The following is a 20,769-nucleotide window of genomic DNA, read 5'->3' on the forward strand; positions in this document are numbered from 1 at the left end:
TTTACTATGCTTAAAATTTACTCGGAAGCGCAAGCATCATATGCTTGACTGTAAGCTAAAAGACCTTCTTTGGAGTTCTTGTATTCGTTGGCCATAATTTTAGCTTTAACGGCTTCACATTCCGTACTTAAAGCTGCTAGTTTCTTGTTGAAGCCAAAAACAAAATCTTTGCTCATTGTAGAGACACCTTTTTCAGTGTTGCTATATTTTAGAACATATTCTTTGCCCATATGTTCGTATAAGGATATTTTGTCTCCTTGGTAAATTGCTTTTGCAAATTTTGGAGCATTGGTTTTATCGCTCGCAACTGATGATGTAAAGTTTATCACCTCGTAAATATCGCCAGTAGTCAATACAATTTGTTTACTGTCCGTAGCGGCAACTTCTTTAGCTGTGTTATTTTCGTCTAGCATCTGTATGGCTGCGCTCGCCTTTGTCAATTCTTCCACAGCTACTGTTGTTTGTAAGGTGTCGTTGGTTGCTGTTATTAAAAACGCTACAGCTTTTTCAGATTCTTCCGCCGGATCATCGGCATATACAATTTCTACATCTGGCTCGTTGGAAAGGTCTTCGGTAACAACCTCAAAATGCCTTGTGGAAATTTCGTTTATAGTAAAGTCCTTTATTAATTCTTCTGCATTTCTATTCAATCGCTTACCATCTTTTTTGTCGTAATCGTTGGTAATAATTAGGTCTGCATATTTTTTAACCTTTTCAGGTAAATCTAAGTTTAAATAAATTTTTGCAATATTATAATAACTGGCATAACGTACTTTTTTATGCTGTTTGTCATCTTCATTATATCTAGTTGCTACATCATTGAAATAATCTATCCATGGTTGTGCTTCAGTATATAGTTCGTCAACAGGTAAATCATACTGCATTTTTGAAAATATCGCTTTTAAAGATTCAGAAGCCTCTTGGTGATTGGCAAATTCTGGATGTTTTTTGGTTGCAATTATCCAAAAGTGTTGTGCTTGGTTAGAGGTTACAGGAACATAACCGTATCTATAATTGATTTTGCTGTTTGTTTGGTTGATCATGCTATTGCGATGCTTATTACGATATTTATCTCTAATGCTGTAGCGATTATTATTGTAGAAAGCACTGGCCTTAGAATAGGTCTTATGGCCTGTGCTGGCATAATTGTCGTCTTCAGTTAGGGTAAAAGAAGAATTTTCTCCAGAATCTGAGTTGCTGATCGAAACTGTTGCCGAAGAAGAATAACTACAAATTACGTCATACGTATATGTAGTTTTAAGAACATTTCCTTCTTTGTCTTTATCCTCGTGTTTATTTTTTTTGATATCAACTTCGCCTATTTCGGTTCCATGAAAATTGAATCTAAAATCAAGCGTACCATTTTTTGCCACTCTAGAAAATCCTTCTAAAAAAATATTACGGCTACTAGAGGTAAATGTTCTTTTTGAATCATCTACGATAGGTATTTTAGGGAGGTCTACATAGGAAGTCTTAAAGTATTCGCGATCTAAATTTGCTCTCTGAGCCAAGATTTTGGTGGCGGTAAGGCAGCAGATAATTACAAGTAAACTAAGTGTTTTTTTCATTTTGGTTGTTTTGGTTGGTTTAAGTAATATATTGAACAACAAATAGTACACTTTGTTTTAAAGCGTACTAAAAGTGCAATCTATGAATGCGTAAATTCTATTTATGATCAAGTGATTTGTATTGCGTAGCCACTGCCGCGCCAATAATACCTGCGTGATTTTGAAGCTTTGCTGGTATTACTTTGGTATCGATCTTAATTTTGGATTTAAACTCATCAAAATCTTTTGAAGCGCCGCCACCAAGAATAATCAAGTCTGGTGAAACGATCAATTCTACATATTCTAAGAACGTATTGAATCTTTTCCCCCATTTTTTATAGGACAACTTTTCGCGGTCTTTTGCTGATCCCGCTGCCCATTTCTCAATTTTGCTATATTTTTTATAAGGAATTTGTCCTAACTCAAAATTAGGGATCAATCTTCCGTCCAAAAATGCGCCACTTCCTAAACCGGTACCTATGGTAATCATAACAACAAAACCTTTTTTCCCTTTACCGGTACCAAAGTTCATAGTAGCGTAACCAGCGGCATCTGCATCGTTGATTACGGTGAAATCCAATCCGGTTTTTTTCTCCAATAATTTTTCAACATTGACACCTAGCCAGCTTTTGTCCAAATTTCCTGTAGCTTTACAGACTCCGTTTTTAATAATGGTTGGGAAACCGCAGCCCACTTTGCCTTTGTAGTCAAAATGTGATACAATTTCGGCAATTACATCGGTCATTGCTTCTGGTGTTCTAGGTATGGGAGTGGGTATTCTAAAACGTTCAGAGATCATTTCTCCGGTTTCAGAATTAACTAACGCTCCTTTAATTCCAGAACCACCTACATCAATACCTAGTAAAGTCATTTTATATTTTGTTATGAATTACAAAGAAACGAAAAAGTTTCGGCTCTTTGAAGTGAGATTATTTGGGGCAATTTTAGTGTTATACAATTGAAAGATAATAACATAAAAAAAGGACCTTTTAAGAGGTCCTTTTAATTTTTTGTTATTCGGGCATAAGCAGTCCCGTAATTGTACTTACTTGAATTTCTTCGTCGTCTTCGTCTAATTCAGAATCTACCGTAAAGGTAATAGAGAACTGTTTGCCCACTAATTTTTGACTCTTTAAATCATACTTGGATGTTACTTCGTCTACTACGTTTGTAAACTCTGTACTGTAACCTTCGCCATCTGTAAATACATAAACGCCATCAATATAGCCTTCATAAGTACCGTTCATGGTACTGGTTTCTTGACCAAATGTCGTTAAAGAAGAAACTGCAACGAACAATACAATTAAAAGTGATTTCATTTTTCTTTTGTTAAGTTAATTATAGATTTTTTTTGTTCCGTTTTCAGCACTTTTTTAAGGTGATAAAAGTTGATACAAATGAAATCTAATTAGTTGAATAACGAATAATTTTATCATTTTATTATGATAGTTTTTTTTATTCCTAAAGAACTGTAGGTCAGTGGGCTATTTTTATAATCTGGAGTATTAAATAATTGTACTTTAGAGTATATAATAGAAAAATTACATACTACCTTTACTCTGTTAATCAATACTGCTACATTGAAGAATTATAACTTGCAAAAAATAGGTATACTTGTTGTTCTACTGTTTTTCACGACGTTGAATTTTGGCTTTTCACAAGAGAAAATAGCCTTTGAAGCTATTCAAAACAATATTGAAAAGTATAAAAATGATCTTCGTGGTCCTTATAAGGATATTCGTTGGTTCTGTACGGACGGTAGTGTTAGACAACCAAAAGATCCCTGCCTGGATAATATTGGTCCTGGGGTGCAACATGCCCGTTACAAAGATGAAGTGGTCTCCTTGGGTAAGACCAATCATATCTATTTAGGTCAAATTTTGGCATATACGGATATTGATGAGTTGTGGGATGCCGGTCATAACCACTCCCGCTTAAAACAATATCAATTGGATAAGTATTTGCGTTTGGTAGATAATGGCTGGATCAATCAAAAAGGACAGTACTATAGAGGATCGGTACAGGTAGAAGACGAAGAAGCCTGGGGAATCGATTTTTACAAAACTATTTTGGCAGATGATAAAGTTCTGCTCCATAACTTTTATCTCATACGCCAATCTTTAAAAGATATCCCCCATAACGGTGATGATAATATTGCACAATTAATGCGAAGCCAATCTAAGGTAATCTCGGATATGTACACACCGTTTATGGACCTTAGAACCAAGATCCATAGTCAGCCGGAAAAAGCCGATATTCAAAAAGTAACTGATTTTAAAACGAAACATCAAAAAACATTGACAACCGATCTAAATAAAAAATTAGACGGATTGTTAACTACAATGAATACGTTTTTTAAACCGGTTGATGTTCAGGCATTGCTAAACACTTCTAATCTGGTTAAAGGAACTTTATTGGGAGATAAAGTACAATCTTTTATAAATGCAAAGGCAGATAATGACAATCCACCGTATGTAGTAAATGAAACGGCTCAATTACTTTTAGATATCAGGGAAGATCTGTTAACCGAAAAACGGTCTTTGGCACGTTTGCAGTTATTGGATATTTCTTTGAAGTTAGAAGAGTTGCTATTTCAAAGCGCGCCTAATTGGGAGCCCGATACGGTTAGTGGTCAGTTAGAAAAAATATGTGCATTGACCACGGCATCTGTGGGTGCCGGCTATCTGGAATTGTGGGAGTGGGAGCAGATTTCTGGTACGCTCAGTAAATTTGGTGAAAGTAAATTGACATTGGCAGAATTGACACAAGTGCTAGAAACGGCAAGATCTGCCGTGGAGTGGAGCGCGGCGACAGTTAAAGCCAATTATCAAGAAGTAGTAAATACGTACACGGCTTTTGAGCCTAAATCATATGCATTTATAGATGATAGAATAAGGGGTTCCGTTGCTTTGCATTTAGGGCAAAGTGTGGGGCAGTTGGGCGATTTTATATCTAAAGAATCCGCTTTGACCAATAAGGTTATGGATATTTCCAATCAAAGTACCTTCAGGGGGTTGAACCCTGGTTATGCCTTTGGTGAATTGGTGGTAGTAGATGGTTCATCTGAAGATATTGAGGTATCGGCAGATAAAATTTATATTTTTCAGCGCTCTCCGTCAGACCTAAAACCTGTGGCAGGTATAGCCACTGTGGCTGAAGGTAATATGGTATCGCACGTACAATTATTGGCGCGTAATTTAGGTATACCCAATGCCGCCCTATCTGATCAGAATCTTCAGAGTTTAAAGAAGTATGATGGTGACCGTGTATTTTATGCGGTTTCAAATAAAGGAAACGTGATCTTAAAACCAGAAGCGCAAATGACAGATCAAGAACGCGGACTGTTCCTAAAGAAAGAACGAAATACGGATAAGATAGAAGTGCCAGTTGAGAAAATTCAATTAGGTACTACAGATGTGCTGAACATGCGAGATGTTGATGCAAGTGATTCTGGAGCCTTATGCGGACCAAAAGCTGCTAACCTTGGTCAGTTGAAAAAGATGTTTCCAGAGCAAGTGGTAGAAGGGTTGGTAATACCTTTCGGGATTTTTAAAGATCATATGGATCAAACCATGCCTGGCGAAAACACTTCGTATTGGGAGTTCTTAAATAGCATGTTTAAAGAGGCTGAACGCATGAGAGGTGCAGATGTGCCTGAACCCGAAGTTGAAAATTATCAATTACGACAATTGGAGACGCTAAGAACGGCAATAAAAAAAATGCCTTTAAAAGAAGATTTTAAAGATCAATTGGAGACTAAATTTAAATCGGTTCTTGGTGCTGAATTTGGTAAGGTTCCTGTATTCTTGCGTAGTGATACCAATATGGAAGATTTAAAGGAGTTCACCGGTGCCGGACTAAACTTGACTTTATTCAACGTGTTGGACAAAGAAAAGATTATTGAGGGTATTAAAGATGTTTGGGCATCGCCATATACAGAGCGAAGTTTTAAATGGCGCCAAGTGTATTTGTTGAATCCAGAGAATGTATTTCCTTCTATTTTGGTGATCCCAAGTGTAGATGTAGACTACTCGGGCGTATTGATTACAAAGGGGATTGATTCAGGTAATGAAAAAGACTTGACCGTTGCATTCAGTAGAGGTGCGGGCGGTGCTGTTGATGGGCAGTCAGCGGAAACATATACTATTTATAGTGATAACGGATATAGCTTATTGGCGCCTGCGCGTGAACCCCTATATAATACCCTTCCCGCCACAGGTGGTACGGGCAAAAAAATAGCCACTTTTGAGCACAGGGTTTTGAATGAAAAGAACATGGCAGATATTAAAAGCTTGGCAAAGACCATTAGAGAAACAATGCCAAAAGAAACAAATTCGGATTATGAGGGTGCTTATGATGTGGAATTAGGTTTTAAGGAAGACGAATTATGGTTGTTTCAAATAAGACCGTTTGTTGAAAATAAAAAAGCGTTGAGTTCTGGGTATCTGGAATCCATCACTCCAAAAATTAATACGGCAAAAGAAATTTTGCTGAGTACAAAAATATGATATGAACAGAAATTGGTTTTATTTGTTAGCCATGTGTTTTCTTGTTTTTATGGGTTGTAATTCAGATGTTACATACAACAGTTATTAAAAGTTGGTTTAAATATGAGTATGAAGAAAATTATAGTTTTATTAGTTGTTGTTTTAAGTGCATCCGCATTTACAACATACAAATATTACCCAATTGATGGTTACGAGCGCACAGGCATTAAACGCTTAAAACGGTTGGAGCTGATCAAGAGCGGAGAGATTAAAGATGCATCGGCTTTACCTGTTGGTGCCATGAAATCGTACAACGATATTCAATTGAACTTGCTGTCAAGAAAGAATGATAGCGCAATGGGTCTAATGCAGGTAGATGCAGATTTTCAAAATGAGATCAGTGCCTTGTTTCGTGGTTTGGATAAAAGTTATTCGTTATCGGTTTTGGATATATCGGACCCTGAAAATGTTCGCTACGCAGAACGAAATGAGACTGCAGGCTATCAGCCAGGTTCTGTAGGTAAGTTGGCTGTGTTATTGGGCTTATTCACACAGTTGGAAAAAATTTACCCAGATTCATTTGAAAAAAGAACGGAGCTACTAAAGAATAAATCTGTTAAAGCCGGAGTTTGGGGCTTAACGGATGAACATACCATTCCTATCTATAATATTGAAAAGAATACCTTGGTAAAACGTCAAGTAATTGCCAGCGATGTATTCTCTTTATATGAATGGGCAGATCACATGTTGTCTGTGAGCAACAACGGTGCGGCAAGTATAGTATGGAGAGAGGCGCTGTTAATGGCAGCATTTGGTGAAAAGTATCCTGAGCTGACACAAGAAGAGGCGGATACTTACTTTAAAGAAACTCCTAAAAAAGAGCTGACAGATTTGAGTAATGATGTGGTTAATTTGCCATTACGTGAACTGGGCATTACATCAGATGAATGGCGGTTGGGTAGTTTCTTCACTAGAGGTGCAAATACCTATGTGGGCGATAAAGGCGGTAGCATAGGTTCGCCACAGGGTCTAATGAAATTCTTGGTTCAACTGGAACAAGGTAAGGTGGTAGATGAAGCATCAAGCTTAGAAATGAAACGATTAATGTATATGACCGATCGTAGAATTCGCTACGCACAGTCACCGGCATTGAAAGAAGCCGCTGTATATTTTAAGTCGGGCTCTTTGTACAAATGCGATAGAAGTAATGGGGAGGCATGCGGAAAATACATGGGCAACGTTACCAATTTCATGAACTCGGTCATCATTGTTGAGCATCCGGATAATTGTAGGTATATGGTGGTGTTAATGACAAACGTACTTCGTAAAAACTCTGCCAGTGACCATATGTATTTAGCGGGTAATATTGATAAAATTATTAGAAAATAGATTTACGATCAATCAGTTTTCTAATACATATTAAGATTTAAACTTGGTATGTAGTTCCTCTACAATTGTGGCTACTTTTTTGTTTTTATCAATTCTATCTAGAACTATTGCAGAATTTTGACGCTCCTTACAGTTTTTAATGGCGCAGCGCTCACAAGTAACGCCAACTTGCTGCGTTTTAATACTTGGATCGCTTAAAAACTTCACTTTTTTAGCAAGTTGTTTGTTCATTAAAAGTCCAATGCTGATACTTCTGTATTGATTGTCCTTAAATGGATCTTTTGTTGCAGATGATAATACAATGTACTGGTTGCCCTCGCCTTGGTAATTAGATATTTGAATATCGAATTCATGCTTTTTTTGACTCGTTTTAATATCGTTCAAGACCTTTAACGATACCCAACGACGACAATAATGTTCATTGGTTTCATTTGCTCTGGGCGAATGTTGATGAGAAAGATGAAGTTCTTTTTTTAGATGGTATTTTTTGCTGCCCAATCTATGGGTAAACCTTAAAAAGAAGAGATTTTGTATCGCAAAAAAATTAGGTAGAATATTGGTTAATCGCTGGTAAAAAGATTCTGGCGATGCATTATAATTGTCAATTATAGACAAGAACTTATCCGCATTAAAATTTCCTTCTTTAAATACCTCTTCTAATTGTGGAGTCACCTGTGTTTTGGGTATTAATAGGGCGCCGGCAAAATAAGAAGCGTAAAAATTATTCAGTACTTGGTCAAAATTTTCAAATTTTATCCAAGGAAAAGAATAAAGTCTATCTGTATATGCTAAAAAGTTATAACCTATTTCTTTGGCATAAATAAAAGCACGTTGAGCTTCATTAATATCCGCAGAGAGCAGTAAAGTTTTAGTTTCCGGAACAAAAAGAGATCTTAGGTTTTCCAAAGCCTCGTATTTTTCTAATTCTCCATTGTTAATACTATATCCATATTCTTCTATTAGTATTTCTTCTAAGTCTTTTGAAGAAAGTTTTTTTGATAAATCTAAATGATACGCTTTTGCAAATTTGAGAACCTCTTGCTCTAAATTTTCGAAATAGTTGTTGTTCGCCTCTTGGTAAGAACGCAAAGATGCTAGGAAAAAACTCTCTCTACTAAAACTATAATGTTGTGCAATTTCTATTATGGTACTTATAAATGCATTGACTTTTGCCGGGGCGTTAGCAACAATATCAATTAAGTCACTTTCTTTAATGCCAAACAGGTCAAGTGGTATTTCTTTTAAAATTTTAGACTGTAATAAATCACCGATAGGGGCAAGATTTTTATCTAGCTTTAAAGAAACCATTTGATCGTAGGGTACCTCTAATTTTTCAGAAAGTAAGATGATCTTATCAGGTTTGGGATATTTTTTTCCTTTCTCGATCTCATTAAGATAAGATTTAGAAAGTCCGCAAATTTTAGATAAGCCAAATAATGACAAATCCTTTTCTGTTCGTATCTGCTTAAGTTTTAAGCCGAAAATGAGTTTTATATATTCTTGTTCCATATTGAGGTTTTAAAGATACTATATTTTGCGTACATCAGAAATACAGTGAATTTTATCTATTTAGCGAACGTTCGCTTGTTTTGTAAAATATTTTATTTTATCATTGTGTCAACAAAAACTTTTAATAATGGAAAACACGATTTTAAAACATCCAAAAATTCAGTTCGCGAATCAGGTTCAGCATTACTATCCTGAGATTTTAACAGACAACGCTTTGGCGTTTCTTACGGCACTCCATGAAAACTTTAATGAGAAGAGATTACAGTTGCTTAAAAAACGTGAAGTCCAGCAAAAAGTCTTTGATAGTGGTAAGTTTCCACAGTTTCCAAAAGAGACGAAAACTATTCGTGAGGGAGTTTGGACTGCAGGAAGTATACCAGAAGATTTACAGGATAGAAGAGTAGAAATTACCGGTCCTGTTGATCGTAAGATGATTATTAATGCTCTAAATTCCGGAGCTAAAACCTTTATGGCAGATTTGGAGGATAGTAATTCTCCTAGTTGGAAAAACAGTATTGAAGGGCAGCAGAATTTGATGGACGCCAATACAAAGACCATTAGTTTAACAGATACAAAGAGGGGGAAATCATACCGATTAAATGAGGAAACGGCTGTGCTTTTAGTGAGACCAAGAGGTTTGCACTTAAATGAAAGACACTTGTTGATTAATGAAGAAGAGGCTTCTGGTAGTTTGGTAGATTTTGGGTTGTACGTTTTTCATAACACCAAGACCATGATGGAAAAAGGAACGGCACCTTATTTCTACCTTCCAAAATTAGAGCACTATACAGAAGCTCGTTGGTGGAATGAGGTTTTTGAATATGCCCAAGAGTATCTAAACGTGCCAAAAGGAACATTTAAAGCAACTGTTTTGGTAGAGACCATTACTGCTAGTTTTCAATTGGACGAAATCATTTTTGAATTAAAAGATCATATCGTAGGGTTGAATTGTGGTCGTTGGGATTATATTTTCTCCTACATTAAAAAGTTTAGAAACCACGCTGGTTTTGTGGTGCCCAATAGAGATCAGGTTACTATGACTACCCCGTTTATGGATGCCTATGCAAAGTTGGTCGTTCAAAGATGTCATAAGCGTGGCATACTTGCTATTGGCGGTATGGCGGCTCAAATTCCTATCAAGAACAATGATAAAGCCAATGCGGAAGCTTTGGAGAAAGTGCGAAAAGATAAGGAGCGCGAAGTACAAAATGGTCATGATGGTACATGGGTAGCACACCCTGCACTGGTAGAGGTTGCTATGAGCGAATTTAATAAGCACATGCCTACACCAAACCAAATGCATGTTTTACGTGAAGATGTAAATGTGACGGAGGAGGATTTGGTTGAGATCCCAAGAGGCACTATTACGGAAGCCGGAATAAGGAAAAATATAAACGTAGGTATTTTGTATACCGAAGCTTGGTTAAGGGGGCATGGTGCAGTGGCACTATATAATTTAATGGAAGATGCCGCAACGGCAGAAATTTCTAGAACTCAAGTATGGCAATGGTTGAAGAATGAAGTTATTCTTGAAGATGGGCGCCAATTAAATACTGATTTATTTACAACGATATTCGATGATGAGGTTGAAAAGCTTGTTACCGAGGTTGGTGAAAATAATATGAAGAACACCAAATTTGAGTTGGCTATAGAATTATTTGATCAGCTGGTGGTTTCAGATGATTTCGAGGAATTCTTGACCTTACCTGCCTATAAATTCATTTAAAAAAAAACGATCCTGCCATTGCGGCAACAATGTACAGGATCTCATTATTAATAATAACGTAATTCAAAATTATGAAAAATTTAGAACAAAGCATGTACAGTTCGGCATTGGAGACTGTAAGAAACCTAAAGCAAAAGTACGGGGATACTTGGAATGACATTAACCCTGAAAATGCCGCTAGAATGGTCGCTCAAAACCGTTTTAAAACCGGTTTGGATATTGCAAAATATACAGCTGGTATTATGAGAAAAGACATGGCGGATTATGATGCAGATTCATCTAACTATACACAATCTTTAGGTTGCTGGCATGGTTTTGTGGCTCAGCAAAAAATGATTGCCGTAAAGAAACATCATAAAACAACGAGTAAAAGATACTTATACCTTTCTGGATGGATGGTGGCGGCCTTGCGTTCAGAATTTGGTCCATTACCAGATCAATCTATGCACGAGAAGACTGCAGTTTCTGGTCTAATTGCGGAAATCTATGATTTTTTACGTCAGGCAGATGCTATTGAATTGAACGATTTGTTTAGAAGATTGGAGAATGGGGAAGACGTTCAAGATGAAATCGATAATTATGAAACCCATATCGTACCGATCATTGCAGATATAGATGCCGGTTTTGGTAATGAAGAGGCTACTTATTTATTGGCTAAAAAAATGATACAAGCGGGTGCATGTGCCATTCAAATAGAAAATCAGGTGTCAGATGCCAAACAATGTGGGCATCAAGATGGTAAGGTAACCGTTCCTCATGAAGATTTCGTAGCAAAACTAAATGCAGTACGATATGCTTTTATTGAATTGGGAATTGACGATGGGGTGATCGTAGCAAGAACGGATTCTGAAGGTGCGGGACTTACCCAGAAATTGCCGGTAAGCCAAGAGCCTGGGGATTTAGCTTCAAAATATTTAGCTTTTGTAGAGGCAGAGGAAATTGCGATTTCAGAGGCTCGTGAAGATGATGTGCTATTAAAAAGAGACGGCAAATTGGTAAGACCGGTTCGCTTACCAAACGGATTATATAAATTTAGAGATGATACTAATATAGATAGGGTAGTTTTAGATTGTATTACCAGTTTGCAAAATGGTGCAGATTTACTGTGGATAGAGACACCAACACCTAATGTAAAACAGATTGCCCATATGGTAAACAGGATTAGAGCTGTAGTACCTAATGCAAAATTGGTTTACAATAATTCTCCATCATTCAACTGGACATTGAATTTCCGTAATCAAGCGTATGATGAAATGCTTGCCGAAGGTAAGAACATGACCGAATATGAAAGAAATAATTTAATGGCAGAGGAGTATGATGATACAGAGCTGTCTTACAGGGCAGATCGTAAAATTAAAAGCTTTCAGGTAGATGGGGCTAGAGATGCCGGTATTTTTCACCACCTAATTACACTACCAACATATCATACTACGGCTTTACATATGAGTGATCTTACCAAGGGTTATTTTGGTGAAGAAAGTATGCTGGCATATGTGAAGGGAGTGCAAAGGCAAGAAATTCGTAAAGGTGTTTCTTGTGTAAAACATCAAAGAATGGCTGGGTCTGATCTTGGTGACGATCACAAATCTTTCTTTGCGGGCGATAAAGCTTTGAAAGCAGGTGGCGAAAAGAATACGTCTAACCAGTTCGATGCCGGTGCCAAAAGTAAAAAGAGAGAAAAAGAAGTAGGCGTTTTGTCTTAATATATGTGGTTTTGCTTACTTTCCTTAAATGGGTCAACCTACGGGTTGGCTCATTTTTTTTTTTTTTTTTAAATTATCAAAGTACTAAAACCAAGTTAAATATTTTTTTATAACAAAGCACTTGCTTAGCTTTGTAATGTAATTAGAATTAATGGCACGTAAAAAACAATATAACGAAGCTGAGGTCATAGAAAAGGCTATGCGTCTGTTCTGGCGTAATGGCTATGAAAGCACTTCCGTTCGTATGTTGGAGAAAGAAATGGGAATTAATCAGTTTTCCATTTATGCCAGTTTTAAGAATAAAGAGGGTGTTTTTTTAGAGAGCATTAAACTGTATAATGCAAAAATCAAGTCCATAACAAATATCTTGGAAAACTCTACTAATGGGGTAGAGGGTATTAAAGATTATTTTTTGGATTTTCTAGATTTCTCAAGGGAAGGAGCCATTTTTAAAGGTTGCTTGGTAACCAATACGGTAAATGAGATCAAAGAAGATACTAATCCGGTAATCATGGCCGCATTAAAACGGTTTTCATTAAATATTAGAAAATTGTTTGTAAGGAATCTAAAACAAGACGACCAAAGGGATGTAAAAGAAATAGAAGCGCAAGCAGACTATTTAATGAATGCTCTTTTAGGTTTGTCAATTTCATCTAAAGTATTTAGTGAGGAGGAATTAAAGGGCATTATTAATATTACGTTTTTACACTTGTAGCATTTTTTTTTGAACAATAACTAAGCGGTTGCTTAGATTTAACATAACTATAATAAATATTAAAATTAGAAAGAGTATGACAACTTTAAAAGTACACAACATTGAATCTGCACCAGAAGGTAGTAAGTCATTATTGGAGAATTCACAAAAGGCTTATGGAATGATTCCTGGTTTGCATGGAGTATTGGCGGCTTCACCAAAAATTTTGGAAGCATACCAAACGCTACACCAATTATTTACTGAAACTTCTTTCAATGAAGAAGAATTGACCGTGGTTTGGCAAACGATAAACGTAGAGCATGCATGTCACTACTGTGTACCGGCACATACTGGTATTGCCAAAATGATGAAAGTTGATGATGCCATTACAGAAGCATTACGTAACGAAACACCTTTGGCCGATGCAAAATTAGAGGCCTTAAGAACAATGACTTTGACCATTGTACGCAACCGTGGTAATGTAACACAAGAGGATTTAGATACTTTTTACGCAGCAGGTTATGGTGAGCAACAAGTGTTGGAAATTATCTTGGGACTATCACAAAAGGTAATCAGTAATTACACAAACCACATTGCACATACTCCGGTAGACGATGCTTTCAAGAAATTTGAATGGTCTAAATAATTTGGTTTCAAGTTCCCCGAAACCATTTGTTGATTGATTGTGGATAGCCTTCTGTCTTAAGGCAGAGGGCTATTTAATTTTAATAAACTAAATACATGAAAATGAAAAAAATAGCAATAAACGGAATGGGGCGTATAGGTCGCGCTTCTTTAAAAGTAATTTTGGATACTCCAGAGTTAGACTTGGTAGCGGTAAATGACATCGTATCCATAGAAAACATAGCTTATTTATTAAAGTATGATTCGGTTTATGGAATTTATGAAAAAGAGGTTTCGCATGATGAGAGCAACTTGATCATTGATGGAAAAAAAATTCAATATAATTCACAACGCAATCCTGAAGATTTGCCTTGGGCAGAACACGAAATTGATGTTGTAATAGAAAGTACCGGTTTCTTTACCAAGAGTGAAGATGCCAAAAAACATATTAAAGCTGGTGCTAAATCCGTAATTATATCTGCACCAACTAAAAGTGAAGATATACCAACGGTTGTACACGGTGTAAATACAGATGCAGGTGAAACCAATATTTTCTCTTGTGCCAGTTGTACCACCAATAACATTAGCCCGGTTGTAGAAATCTTGGGGCGTAGAGTGGGTATTAAAAAAGCCATAATGACTACCGTGCATGCCTATACTGCCTCTCAAGGTATTGTAGATGCACCTTCACAGAAGAATTTGAGAATGGGGCGTGCAGGTGCAGCTAATATTGTACCTACATCTACAGGTGCGGCAATTGCAACGACAAAGGCATTACCGGAATTTGCTGGTAAGTTTGATGGTGTTGCCCTACGTGTGCCAATTCCTGTTGGGTCAATGTCAGACTTAACTTTTGTTACCGAACGTGAAGTAACCCCTGAAGAAGTAAATGCTATTTTTAAGGAAGAAGCGGCTACCGATAGGTATAAGGATATTTTGGATACTACAGATCGGCCTTTGGTTTCTTCTGATATTGTAAAGAATCCGCATGCATCTACCGTAGATTTGGGGATGACCAGAGTAGTAGATGGCGATTTGTTGAAAGTGATGACCTGGTACGATAACGAATGGGGATTCACCAATCAAATGACACGTCAAATTTTGGCAGAAAACTGAATTAATTAGGTAGCTAATCTTGACATAAAAGATTGGCTATCTTTAGTTATTAACTTAAATAACAAACAACATGATAAAAGTATCCGTTATGTATCCAAATAGCGAAGGCGTAAAGTTTGATACGGAATATTATAAGAACACACACTTGCCAATGGTTCAAAAATTAGTGGGCAGTGCATTGAAAGAATTGGAATTGGATTTGGGTGTTGGTGGTAGAGCACCAGGTAAAGCTGCGCCGTATGTAGCCATTGCACATTTAAGTTTGACGATGTGGCTTCTTTTCAAGCAGCCTTTGGTCCGCATGCGGCAACATTTGCAGCGGATGTCAAGAACTATAGTAATGTGCAAGGTGAAATTCAAATTAGTAATTTGATTACATTTTAAGTGATGAAAGAGAAATTGAAAATAGATATTGTATCTGATGTAGTTTGCCCTTGGTGTGCCATTGGGTATAAACGTTTAGAGAAAGCAATTGAAGAACTGGGAATTGAAGACCAAGTAAAAATTGAATGGCAACCGTTTGAACTGAATCCGGGTATGCCGCCAGAAGGTCAAGATCTGACCGAACATATTACCGAAAAGTATGGTTCTACCTTAGAACAGCAACAGCAATCGCGTGAAAACATGACCGATATAGGAGAAGAACTAGGATTTAAATTCGACTATTTTGAAGGTATGCGTATGGCAAACACTTTTGATGCTCATGTGCTATTGGAATATGCCAAAGAGTTTGACAAACAGACCGAACTGAAATTGCGATTAATGAATTCGTTTTTTGGTGAGCGAAAAGATGTATCTGATAAAGATGTTTTAAAGCAAGCGTTACTAGATGTTGGTTTAAATGCAGATGAAGCATTGGCCAGGTTAGGTAATGAAGAAGCTAGATACGAGGTAAGAAATAAACAAGGGCAATGGAAGAATATGGGTGTAAATTCTGTACCTACAATAGTCTTTAATATGAAAAGTGCCGTAATGGGTGCGCAACCTGTCGCTACTTTTAAGCAAATACTTGGAGAACTTATTTCCGAATAAACCAAATAAACTTTTAAATTATGAACAGGTCAAATAAAATTATTTATTACGTTGCCACAGGTATATTTACATTGGTAATGTTATTTTCCGCAGGTATGTATTTTTTTAATCATGAATATGTAAAAGCGGCTTTTACCAGTTTGGGCTACCCAACCTATTTAATATATCCGTACGCTACGGCTAAGCTGTTAGGGTTGTTCGCTATTTGGAATCCTAAATTTTATCTAATAAAAGAATGGGCATATTCCGCATTTTTCTTTGCGGTTACCTTGGCATTTTTTGCGCACATAATGGTAGGTGATGGTGAACAGATGGCAGCTGTTATTGCCTGGGTGTCATTGGTAGTTTCTTATGTCTTTAGCAAAAAGATTAAAACAGAATAACGAGCATTTTAATATGGGTACTTCTATTGTAAACAAAAATATACGACCAAAAGTATTGTTCTTTGATGTCAACGAAACGCTTTTAAATCTTACAAAAGTTCAAAAGAAAGTAGGGGAGGTTTTAGGTGGAAGAGAAGATTTGGTTACTCTTTGGTTTACGACCATGTTACAGTATTCATTAGTGACTTCTGCAAGTGGTCAATACAAACCCTTTGGACATATTGGTGCCGCTGCATTACAAATGGTGGCGGCAAATGTTGATATTCCCCTACCGGAAGAAGAGGCACGCAAAACTATTTCTGAGGAGATGGGTAGTTTACCTGCCCATCCAGAAGTTAAAGAAGCACTTACACAATTGAAAACTGCCGGATACAAATTGGTAGCCTTCACCAATTCATCTAAAGACGGATTAAAAAAGCAATTTGAATATGCCGGTTTGACCGAGTATTTTGATGACATGCTAAGCGTTGAACCAACAGGAAAGTTCAAGCCTTTTACCGATACCTATGCGTGGGGAGCAAAACAAATGTGTGTAGAATTAAAGGAGTGTATGCTTGTAGCGGCCCACGGATGGGATGTTGCCGGTGCACTTTGGGCAGGGTGGCGCGCAGCGTTTATCAGTAGACCTGGGCAACAAGAATATCCGTTAGCTCCAAAAACAGAAATTATAGCGTCAGATTTAAAAAAGGCAGCAGATATTTTAGTGACCTACAGCTAGATAATTTGACTATTTCATTTTCAAATAAAATGCATCTTAGAATATGTATCTTTGCAGTACCATTAACTAAAGAAAGTATTACATGTTTAAAAGAACACTATTTGTTGCCCTAATTGCCCTTACCTTAACTTCTTGTTGGAAAGATAAAAGTCCGGAAGACCTTATTCGTTTAAAGGATAAATTTAAGTCTCAGGTAGACGATTTTGAAAGTAAAAAGGAAACCGCCAATAAAAATGTGAACAAAGGTCTAGAATCTTTAAATGCATTAAAAAGTGCGTTAGAAGATACCAAGAATGAAGATAAGGAATTTGCCAAGGTATATGGAGATTGGGAGAAAGTGGATCGTCGTGTCAATAACTTGAATAAGGAGTACGAAGATTTAAAGGAAAAGGCTTCCAATCTATTTACGGCGATGGAAACACAGACCAATAGTCTTAGTGATGAAAGGAGTAAGAAAACGCTTTTGGGAGCTATTGAAAAAGCTAGGACCAAGTATAACGCTACATTGGCAAACACTTCGCAAGCGATCGACAAATTAAGATTGTTACATGGAGATGCCGTTGAGGTCGTAAAAGCCTTAGAAGTAGCTGCTGCCCTAAATTCTTTCGATAATATCAATGATCAAATGAAAAGTATAGAAGGTCGTGTAGACGGTATTATGCAAGAATTGAACGTTGCCGTTGTAGAAAGTAAAAAACTGTACGAAAAGAAAATTACCGAGTTAGGGGAAGAGTAGCATTACACTTCTTTTAAAATAAAAAAGCCAGTATTTTTAAAATACTGGCTTTTTTTATTGGTTAGGTACCGAACAACTAACTTTTTAATAATGCTGCTTAATTAACAATTTTATTTGTTGTATTCTATACAATATTTCTGCTATGATTAATTTGATAAACGAAACCATGTTTTTCTTTTTGTAATTATAATATTACAAATTTTGATTGCTTTTCGTATATTTCTCGGAATGATTCGATATCATTCTTTTAATGAAATAATTCTATTAAATAAAAAAGGAATAATAGTTATGAAAAAACTTCAACTTTTAAGCATTCTAACTCTTTCGTTGATTTCAAGTGCATTTGGTCAATTAGATAGCAAAGAATTAGTATCTGAAAACCAGAAACTCAAAGCAGATATAACTCTTCAGAATAAAACTATCTCTAAGCTTAAAGGTGAAGTAGATTATTTGAAAGAAACTTTGAGTTTAATCCATTCAAAAATATCTAAAGATGAAAAGGATGTTTCCTTTAAAATTAATCATGTAGAAGGTGATTTAGATACAGGGAAAATTATTATTGAGGGGATTTTGATAAATAATGGAGTTTTGAGGTCGATTCAAGGTCAAAAAGCTAATGCTTTTGACCCAAAAGGAAATGGTATTAATTCTTATAAAGTTATGTTCGGTAATGTTGTAAGAATTTCTAAATTACTTAAAGATGTTCCAGTAAAGTTCAATATTGAACTCGAGCCAATATCTGATGCACCTCCAGTCCTTAAAGCTCTAACAGTGAATTTTTATTCAAATGTTGGCTACAAAAAAGACCCGATAAATGTTGTGTTTAAAAACTTAAATATAATTTGGAATTAAATTAATTATTAGTGTAATAAAATAAATGTATGAAAAAGATTACTACCATCTTATTGTTGGCTTTTATTTTGACTTCTTGCAAATCGGAAAATAGAAAAAACGAAATAGCACCTGACAAAACTATAACTGAAAAAATGGCTGATGAGGCAGGAAAAATCATTTCAGAAGATGTGTATGAAATTAATAAAGGAGAAAAAGGTGGGAAGATCTTTATTATTGAGGGAACTAAACTTTACGCTGTTGGAAAAAATGATTCTAAAGATTTGTTTTTAGAAAAAAGAGGAGATAAAGTATACGATTTTAGCAAAGGAGAAAATGGCTCTAATGCTGTTTTTATTTATGAGGGTGATAAATATTGGGAGATTAATAAAAAAACCGGTGAAAAAGGAAATCTTGTTTTTGAGAGGAAGGGAGATTTTATTTATCAAAAAGGAAAAAATGGTATGGAAAAAGTGTTTATAGTAGATTGAAAAATCACGGAGGACCATTTACATGTAGCATTGTTAACATAGGTTTTTCTGCAGATTTGAACCCATTCGTAAATACTGACATATTTTTATATTTAGATATTGGTAAAACAAAGAAATTTTAAAAATTTGGTTCTGTGTTAATCCGTAAAGTTAGTGTCTTTTTACACGCTATATTTCATACACAAGTCCGTTGTGTTTAATTATAAAAAAGTTTGATAGAACAAGAAATATTTCGAGAAAAACGAGAACAAAGGAGAATTGGACTCCAAATCTTTTTTACGAATCTTCAAAATAATCACTACGATTTTGTTTCTAATAACTTAATCAAAGAACTCGAAAAAAAGGTAGTTGAGCTAAAATCTCAAATTGAGATTGACATAAAAGTACCTGGCTACATGAAACACATGAAGGTTTACTTTCTGGACAAAGAACTTTATGCGGTTTCAGAAATGAAAATACTTTATGGTTACAAACATTTTGAAACTCATTTGAAGTGGTTGTTGAAGGCTTCCTACTCATCCGAAATCAATGAAAGGCAATTATTTCGTTGGGAAAATGTTGAAGATTTTTTAACATCTAAAAAAATAAGTCCAAAGGAATTATCAAATTATTTAGAACTGCGGGACCTAAGAAATCTCAACAATGCGATAAAACATTCAATGAATATTCTGGATAATAAAACGAAAAATATAAAAGAGTTTCAAAACAAAAAGAACTTGAATTACAGAGATCTCTTAAGTTTCTATTCTAGAGTTGAGGATAGCTCTATGAAATTTATACAATCATTATCTGAGCGAATTGAAAAGGACTTGTATGAATTTGACAACGAACGGATAGAAAATATTAGCGATAAAATCGTAACGCGAATGGACACTAAAACCGTTGACAAATTGATTAAAAAATTGGAGGCGAAGAAAAATAACTAAACACAACACAACCTATAAATAATATGGGCTTCGGGCTTTGCCAGTGGGTTTGTGTATTTTGCGACGACCGCTAAATCTTATGGATTTAGCTTTAGATAAGAAAAAATATTTTAAAATAATAAGTTTTAACTACGTCAGAAATCGGAAACAAAAAGTTTCTTTGCCTCACTACACGTAGCCGTACCACAAAAAACAAATTTTCAAATAATATAATCTTTAAGCTTAAAAGAGGTTAATATATACTAATAAAACCACTACAAATCATTTCATCAAAAATTGAATCAGTTTAAAAATTAGAAGCTCCATTTACGGAAGAAGACTTGAAAATTATTCCCTCTAAGAGCAAAAAATCTAATGTGGCATGGTTTATTGCTAATATAATTTTAGGTGTTATTGCTATAGGGTTATTAAAACAACCAGGCTTTGGATTTATTGAATTTTTAGCTTGTTTCTTTTTTGCTATTTCATTTATTCCATACTTACGTTTCTTTTATAAAAGCCCAACTGAGAAAGATTTAGATGCGAAAATTAAATTTCCTACCGAGCTAAAAGTAAAATACAAAAGAAGAGATTTGGATAACTTCTATCATTATGAAATAGAATTTGAACAGAACCCGGATATTGATAAATATGGTCTGTTGAAAAAAGATTTTGAAAAAGTAAATGTGGGTGATGTAATTTATATAGAGTTCTCTAAATATGGTCGTTGGATTTTAAAAATTGAATGTAATGACGAAGACATTGAAAATCCTAATAATGTGTAATTGGGCGGTGTTTAAATTCAGGAAAAAACAACTAACAATCTTATGTTAAATTAATAGCAAAAGTTCTTTGCCAACTCTGGCTATTAATACCTT

20 protein-coding genes are annotated in these 20,769 nt (G+C 35.6%); 16 read left to right on the top strand and 4 right to left on the bottom strand.

Features of this window, described 5'->3' with window-relative positions; genetic code table 11:
- Nucleotides 1-17 precede the first annotated feature (17 nt).
- The 3 genes from PXC01_RS07810 to PXC01_RS07820 form a co-directional block, all read right to left on the bottom strand.
- A complete protein-coding gene (locus tag PXC01_RS07810) occupies nucleotides 18-1,568 on the bottom strand; it encodes a hypothetical protein (RefSeq protein ID WP_276471728.1) in 1,551 nt (516 codons plus the stop codon).
- Between the two features lie 97 nt (nucleotides 1,569-1,665).
- A complete protein-coding gene (gene ppgK / locus PXC01_RS07815; RefSeq protein ID WP_276471729.1) occupies nucleotides 1,666-2,418 on the bottom strand; it encodes a polyphosphate--glucose phosphotransferase in 753 nt (250 codons plus the stop codon).
- A gap of 142 nt (nucleotides 2,419-2,560) precedes the next feature.
- Nucleotides 2,561-2,866 (bottom strand): hypothetical protein, encoded by a 306-nt coding sequence (locus tag PXC01_RS07820; RefSeq protein ID WP_276471730.1) that lies wholly within the window; start codon nucleotides 2,864-2,866, stop codon nucleotides 2,561-2,563.
- Nucleotides 2,867-3,889: 1,023 nt separating this feature from the next.
- On the opposite strand from PXC01_RS07820, the gene PXC01_RS07825 reads away from it, so the two are divergent.
- The gene (locus tag PXC01_RS07825) at nucleotides 3,890-6,055 is read left to right on the top strand and encodes a PEP/pyruvate-binding domain-containing protein (RefSeq protein WP_276472125.1); all 2,166 of its coding nucleotides are present in this window, start codon (nucleotides 3,890-3,892) and stop codon (nucleotides 6,053-6,055) included.
- Between the two features lie 108 nt (nucleotides 6,056-6,163).
- Nucleotides 6,164-7,423 (top strand): serine hydrolase, encoded by a 1,260-nt coding sequence (locus PXC01_RS07830; RefSeq protein WP_276471731.1) that lies wholly within the window; start codon nucleotides 6,164-6,166, stop codon nucleotides 7,421-7,423.
- A 30-nt stretch (nucleotides 7,424-7,453) separates the two neighbouring features.
- Here PXC01_RS07830 and PXC01_RS07835 read toward each other — a convergent pair whose 3' ends face one another.
- A complete protein-coding gene (locus tag PXC01_RS07835) occupies nucleotides 7,454-8,932 on the bottom strand; it encodes a helix-turn-helix domain-containing protein (protein WP_276471732.1) in 1,479 nt (492 codons plus the stop codon).
- Nucleotides 8,933-9,059: 127 nt separating this feature from the next.
- Between PXC01_RS07835 and aceB the strand changes: the two genes are divergently transcribed.
- The 14 genes from aceB to PXC01_RS07905 all read left to right on the top strand — a co-directional run bounded on the left by aceB (nucleotide 9,060) and on the right by PXC01_RS07905 (nucleotide 20,676).
- Nucleotides 9,060-10,658 carry a malate synthase A gene (gene aceB, locus PXC01_RS07840; protein WP_276471733.1) on the top strand — a complete coding sequence of 533 codons (1,599 nt, stop codon included), beginning with the start codon at nucleotides 9,060-9,062 and terminating at the stop codon, nucleotides 10,656-10,658.
- 71 nt (nucleotides 10,659-10,729) lie between these two features.
- Entirely contained in the window at nucleotides 10,730-12,361 is a 1,632-nt protein-coding gene (locus PXC01_RS07845) for an isocitrate lyase (protein ID WP_276471734.1), read from the top strand.
- A 151-nt stretch (nucleotides 12,362-12,512) separates the two neighbouring features.
- Complete coding sequence (locus PXC01_RS07850) at nucleotides 12,513-13,076, top strand: TetR/AcrR family transcriptional regulator (protein ID WP_276471735.1); 564 nt, start codon at nucleotides 12,513-12,515, stop codon at nucleotides 13,074-13,076.
- Nucleotides 13,077-13,152: 76 nt separating this feature from the next.
- Nucleotides 13,153-13,701 carry a carboxymuconolactone decarboxylase family protein gene (locus tag PXC01_RS07855; protein WP_276471736.1) on the top strand — a complete coding sequence of 183 codons (549 nt, stop codon included), beginning with the start codon at nucleotides 13,153-13,155 and terminating at the stop codon, nucleotides 13,699-13,701.
- Between the two features lie 101 nt (nucleotides 13,702-13,802).
- Entirely contained in the window at nucleotides 13,803-14,795 is a 993-nt protein-coding gene (gap, locus tag PXC01_RS07860; RefSeq protein WP_276471737.1) for a type I glyceraldehyde-3-phosphate dehydrogenase, read from the top strand.
- A 70-nt stretch (nucleotides 14,796-14,865) separates the two neighbouring features.
- Nucleotides 14,866-15,168, top strand: a complete 303-nt coding sequence (locus PXC01_RS07865) for an EthD family reductase (RefSeq protein WP_338089458.1) — start codon at nucleotides 14,866-14,868, stop codon at nucleotides 15,166-15,168.
- 14 nt (nucleotides 15,169-15,182) lie between these two features.
- On the top strand, nucleotides 15,183-15,827 hold the full coding sequence (locus PXC01_RS07870) for a DsbA family oxidoreductase (RefSeq protein ID WP_276471738.1): 645 nt from the start codon (nucleotides 15,183-15,185) through the stop codon (nucleotides 15,825-15,827).
- Between the two features lie 20 nt (nucleotides 15,828-15,847).
- Nucleotides 15,848-16,210: a DoxX family protein gene (locus tag PXC01_RS07875; protein ID WP_276471739.1), complete on the top strand. Its 363-nt coding sequence runs from the start codon at nucleotides 15,848-15,850 to the stop codon at nucleotides 16,208-16,210.
- Nucleotides 16,179-16,928 (top strand): haloacid dehalogenase type II, encoded by a 750-nt coding sequence (locus PXC01_RS07880; protein ID WP_276471740.1) that lies wholly within the window; start codon nucleotides 16,179-16,181, stop codon nucleotides 16,926-16,928. Before PXC01_RS07875 ends, PXC01_RS07880 begins: the two co-directional genes overlap by 32 nt.
- An 82-nt stretch (nucleotides 16,929-17,010) precedes the next feature.
- Nucleotides 17,011-17,664: a hypothetical protein gene (locus PXC01_RS07885; protein ID WP_276471741.1), complete on the top strand. Its 654-nt coding sequence runs from the start codon at nucleotides 17,011-17,013 to the stop codon at nucleotides 17,662-17,664.
- 288 nt (nucleotides 17,665-17,952) lie between these two features.
- Nucleotides 17,953-18,516 carry a hypothetical protein gene (locus PXC01_RS07890; protein WP_276471742.1) on the top strand — a complete coding sequence of 188 codons (564 nt, stop codon included), beginning with the start codon at nucleotides 17,953-17,955 and terminating at the stop codon, nucleotides 18,514-18,516.
- A 29-nt stretch (nucleotides 18,517-18,545) separates the two neighbouring features.
- Complete coding sequence (locus PXC01_RS07895; RefSeq protein ID WP_276471743.1) at nucleotides 18,546-18,986, top strand: hypothetical protein; 441 nt, start codon at nucleotides 18,546-18,548, stop codon at nucleotides 18,984-18,986.
- 212 nt (nucleotides 18,987-19,198) lie between these two features.
- Nucleotides 19,199-19,912, top strand: coding sequence for a hypothetical protein (locus PXC01_RS07900; RefSeq protein ID WP_276471744.1), 714 nt, complete (start codon nucleotides 19,199-19,201; stop codon nucleotides 19,910-19,912).
- 320 nt (nucleotides 19,913-20,232) lie between these two features.
- Complete coding sequence (locus tag PXC01_RS07905) at nucleotides 20,233-20,676, top strand: hypothetical protein (RefSeq protein ID WP_276471745.1); 444 nt, start codon at nucleotides 20,233-20,235, stop codon at nucleotides 20,674-20,676.
- The last annotated feature ends 93 nt before the right edge of the window (nucleotides 20,677-20,769 follow it).

The sequence above is a fragment of the Maribacter huludaoensis genome (assembly GCF_029350945.1).
GTDB classification, from domain to species: Bacteria; Bacteroidota; Bacteroidia; order Flavobacteriales; family Flavobacteriaceae; genus Maribacter; species Maribacter huludaoensis.

What these genes read in the sequence shown, in the direction of transcription:
- PXC01_RS07810 (WP_276471728.1), bottom strand. Translation starts at nt 1,568, where the DNA reads ATGAAAAAAACACTTAGTTTACTTGTAATTATCTGCTGCCTTACCGCC.
- ppgK (WP_276471729.1), bottom strand. Translation starts at nt 2,418, where the DNA reads ATGACTTTACTAGGTATTGATGTAGGTGGTTCTGGAATTAAAGGAGCG.
- PXC01_RS07820 (WP_276471730.1), bottom strand. Translation starts at nt 2,866, where the DNA reads ATGAAATCACTTTTAATTGTATTGTTCGTTGCAGTTTCTTCTTTAACG.
- PXC01_RS07825 (WP_276472125.1), top strand. Translation starts at nt 3,890, where the DNA reads ATGAATACGTTTTTTAAACCGGTTGATGTTCAGGCATTGCTAAACACT.
- PXC01_RS07830 (WP_276471731.1), top strand. Translation starts at nt 6,164, where the DNA reads ATGAAGAAAATTATAGTTTTATTAGTTGTTGTTTTAAGTGCATCCGCA.
- PXC01_RS07835 (WP_276471732.1), bottom strand. Translation starts at nt 8,932, where the DNA reads ATGGAACAAGAATATATAAAACTCATTTTCGGCTTAAAACTTAAGCAG.
- aceB (WP_276471733.1), top strand. Translation starts at nt 9,060, where the DNA reads ATGGAAAACACGATTTTAAAACATCCAAAAATTCAGTTCGCGAATCAG.
- PXC01_RS07845 (WP_276471734.1), top strand. Translation starts at nt 10,730, where the DNA reads ATGAAAAATTTAGAACAAAGCATGTACAGTTCGGCATTGGAGACTGTA.
- PXC01_RS07850 (WP_276471735.1), top strand. Translation starts at nt 12,513, where the DNA reads ATGGCACGTAAAAAACAATATAACGAAGCTGAGGTCATAGAAAAGGCT.
- PXC01_RS07855 (WP_276471736.1), top strand. Translation starts at nt 13,153, where the DNA reads ATGACAACTTTAAAAGTACACAACATTGAATCTGCACCAGAAGGTAGT.
- gap (WP_276471737.1), top strand. Translation starts at nt 13,803, where the DNA reads ATGAAAAAAATAGCAATAAACGGAATGGGGCGTATAGGTCGCGCTTCT.
- PXC01_RS07865 (WP_338089458.1), top strand. Translation starts at nt 14,866, where the DNA reads ATGATAAAAGTATCCGTTATGTATCCAAATAGCGAAGGCGTAAAGTTT.
- PXC01_RS07870 (WP_276471738.1), top strand. Translation starts at nt 15,183, where the DNA reads ATGAAAGAGAAATTGAAAATAGATATTGTATCTGATGTAGTTTGCCCT.
- PXC01_RS07875 (WP_276471739.1), top strand. Translation starts at nt 15,848, where the DNA reads ATGAACAGGTCAAATAAAATTATTTATTACGTTGCCACAGGTATATTT.
- PXC01_RS07880 (WP_276471740.1), top strand. Translation starts at nt 16,179, where the DNA reads ATGTCTTTAGCAAAAAGATTAAAACAGAATAACGAGCATTTTAATATG.
- PXC01_RS07885 (WP_276471741.1), top strand. Translation starts at nt 17,011, where the DNA reads ATGTTTAAAAGAACACTATTTGTTGCCCTAATTGCCCTTACCTTAACT.
- PXC01_RS07890 (WP_276471742.1), top strand. Translation starts at nt 17,953, where the DNA reads ATGAAAAAACTTCAACTTTTAAGCATTCTAACTCTTTCGTTGATTTCA.
- PXC01_RS07895 (WP_276471743.1), top strand. Translation starts at nt 18,546, where the DNA reads ATGAAAAAGATTACTACCATCTTATTGTTGGCTTTTATTTTGACTTCT.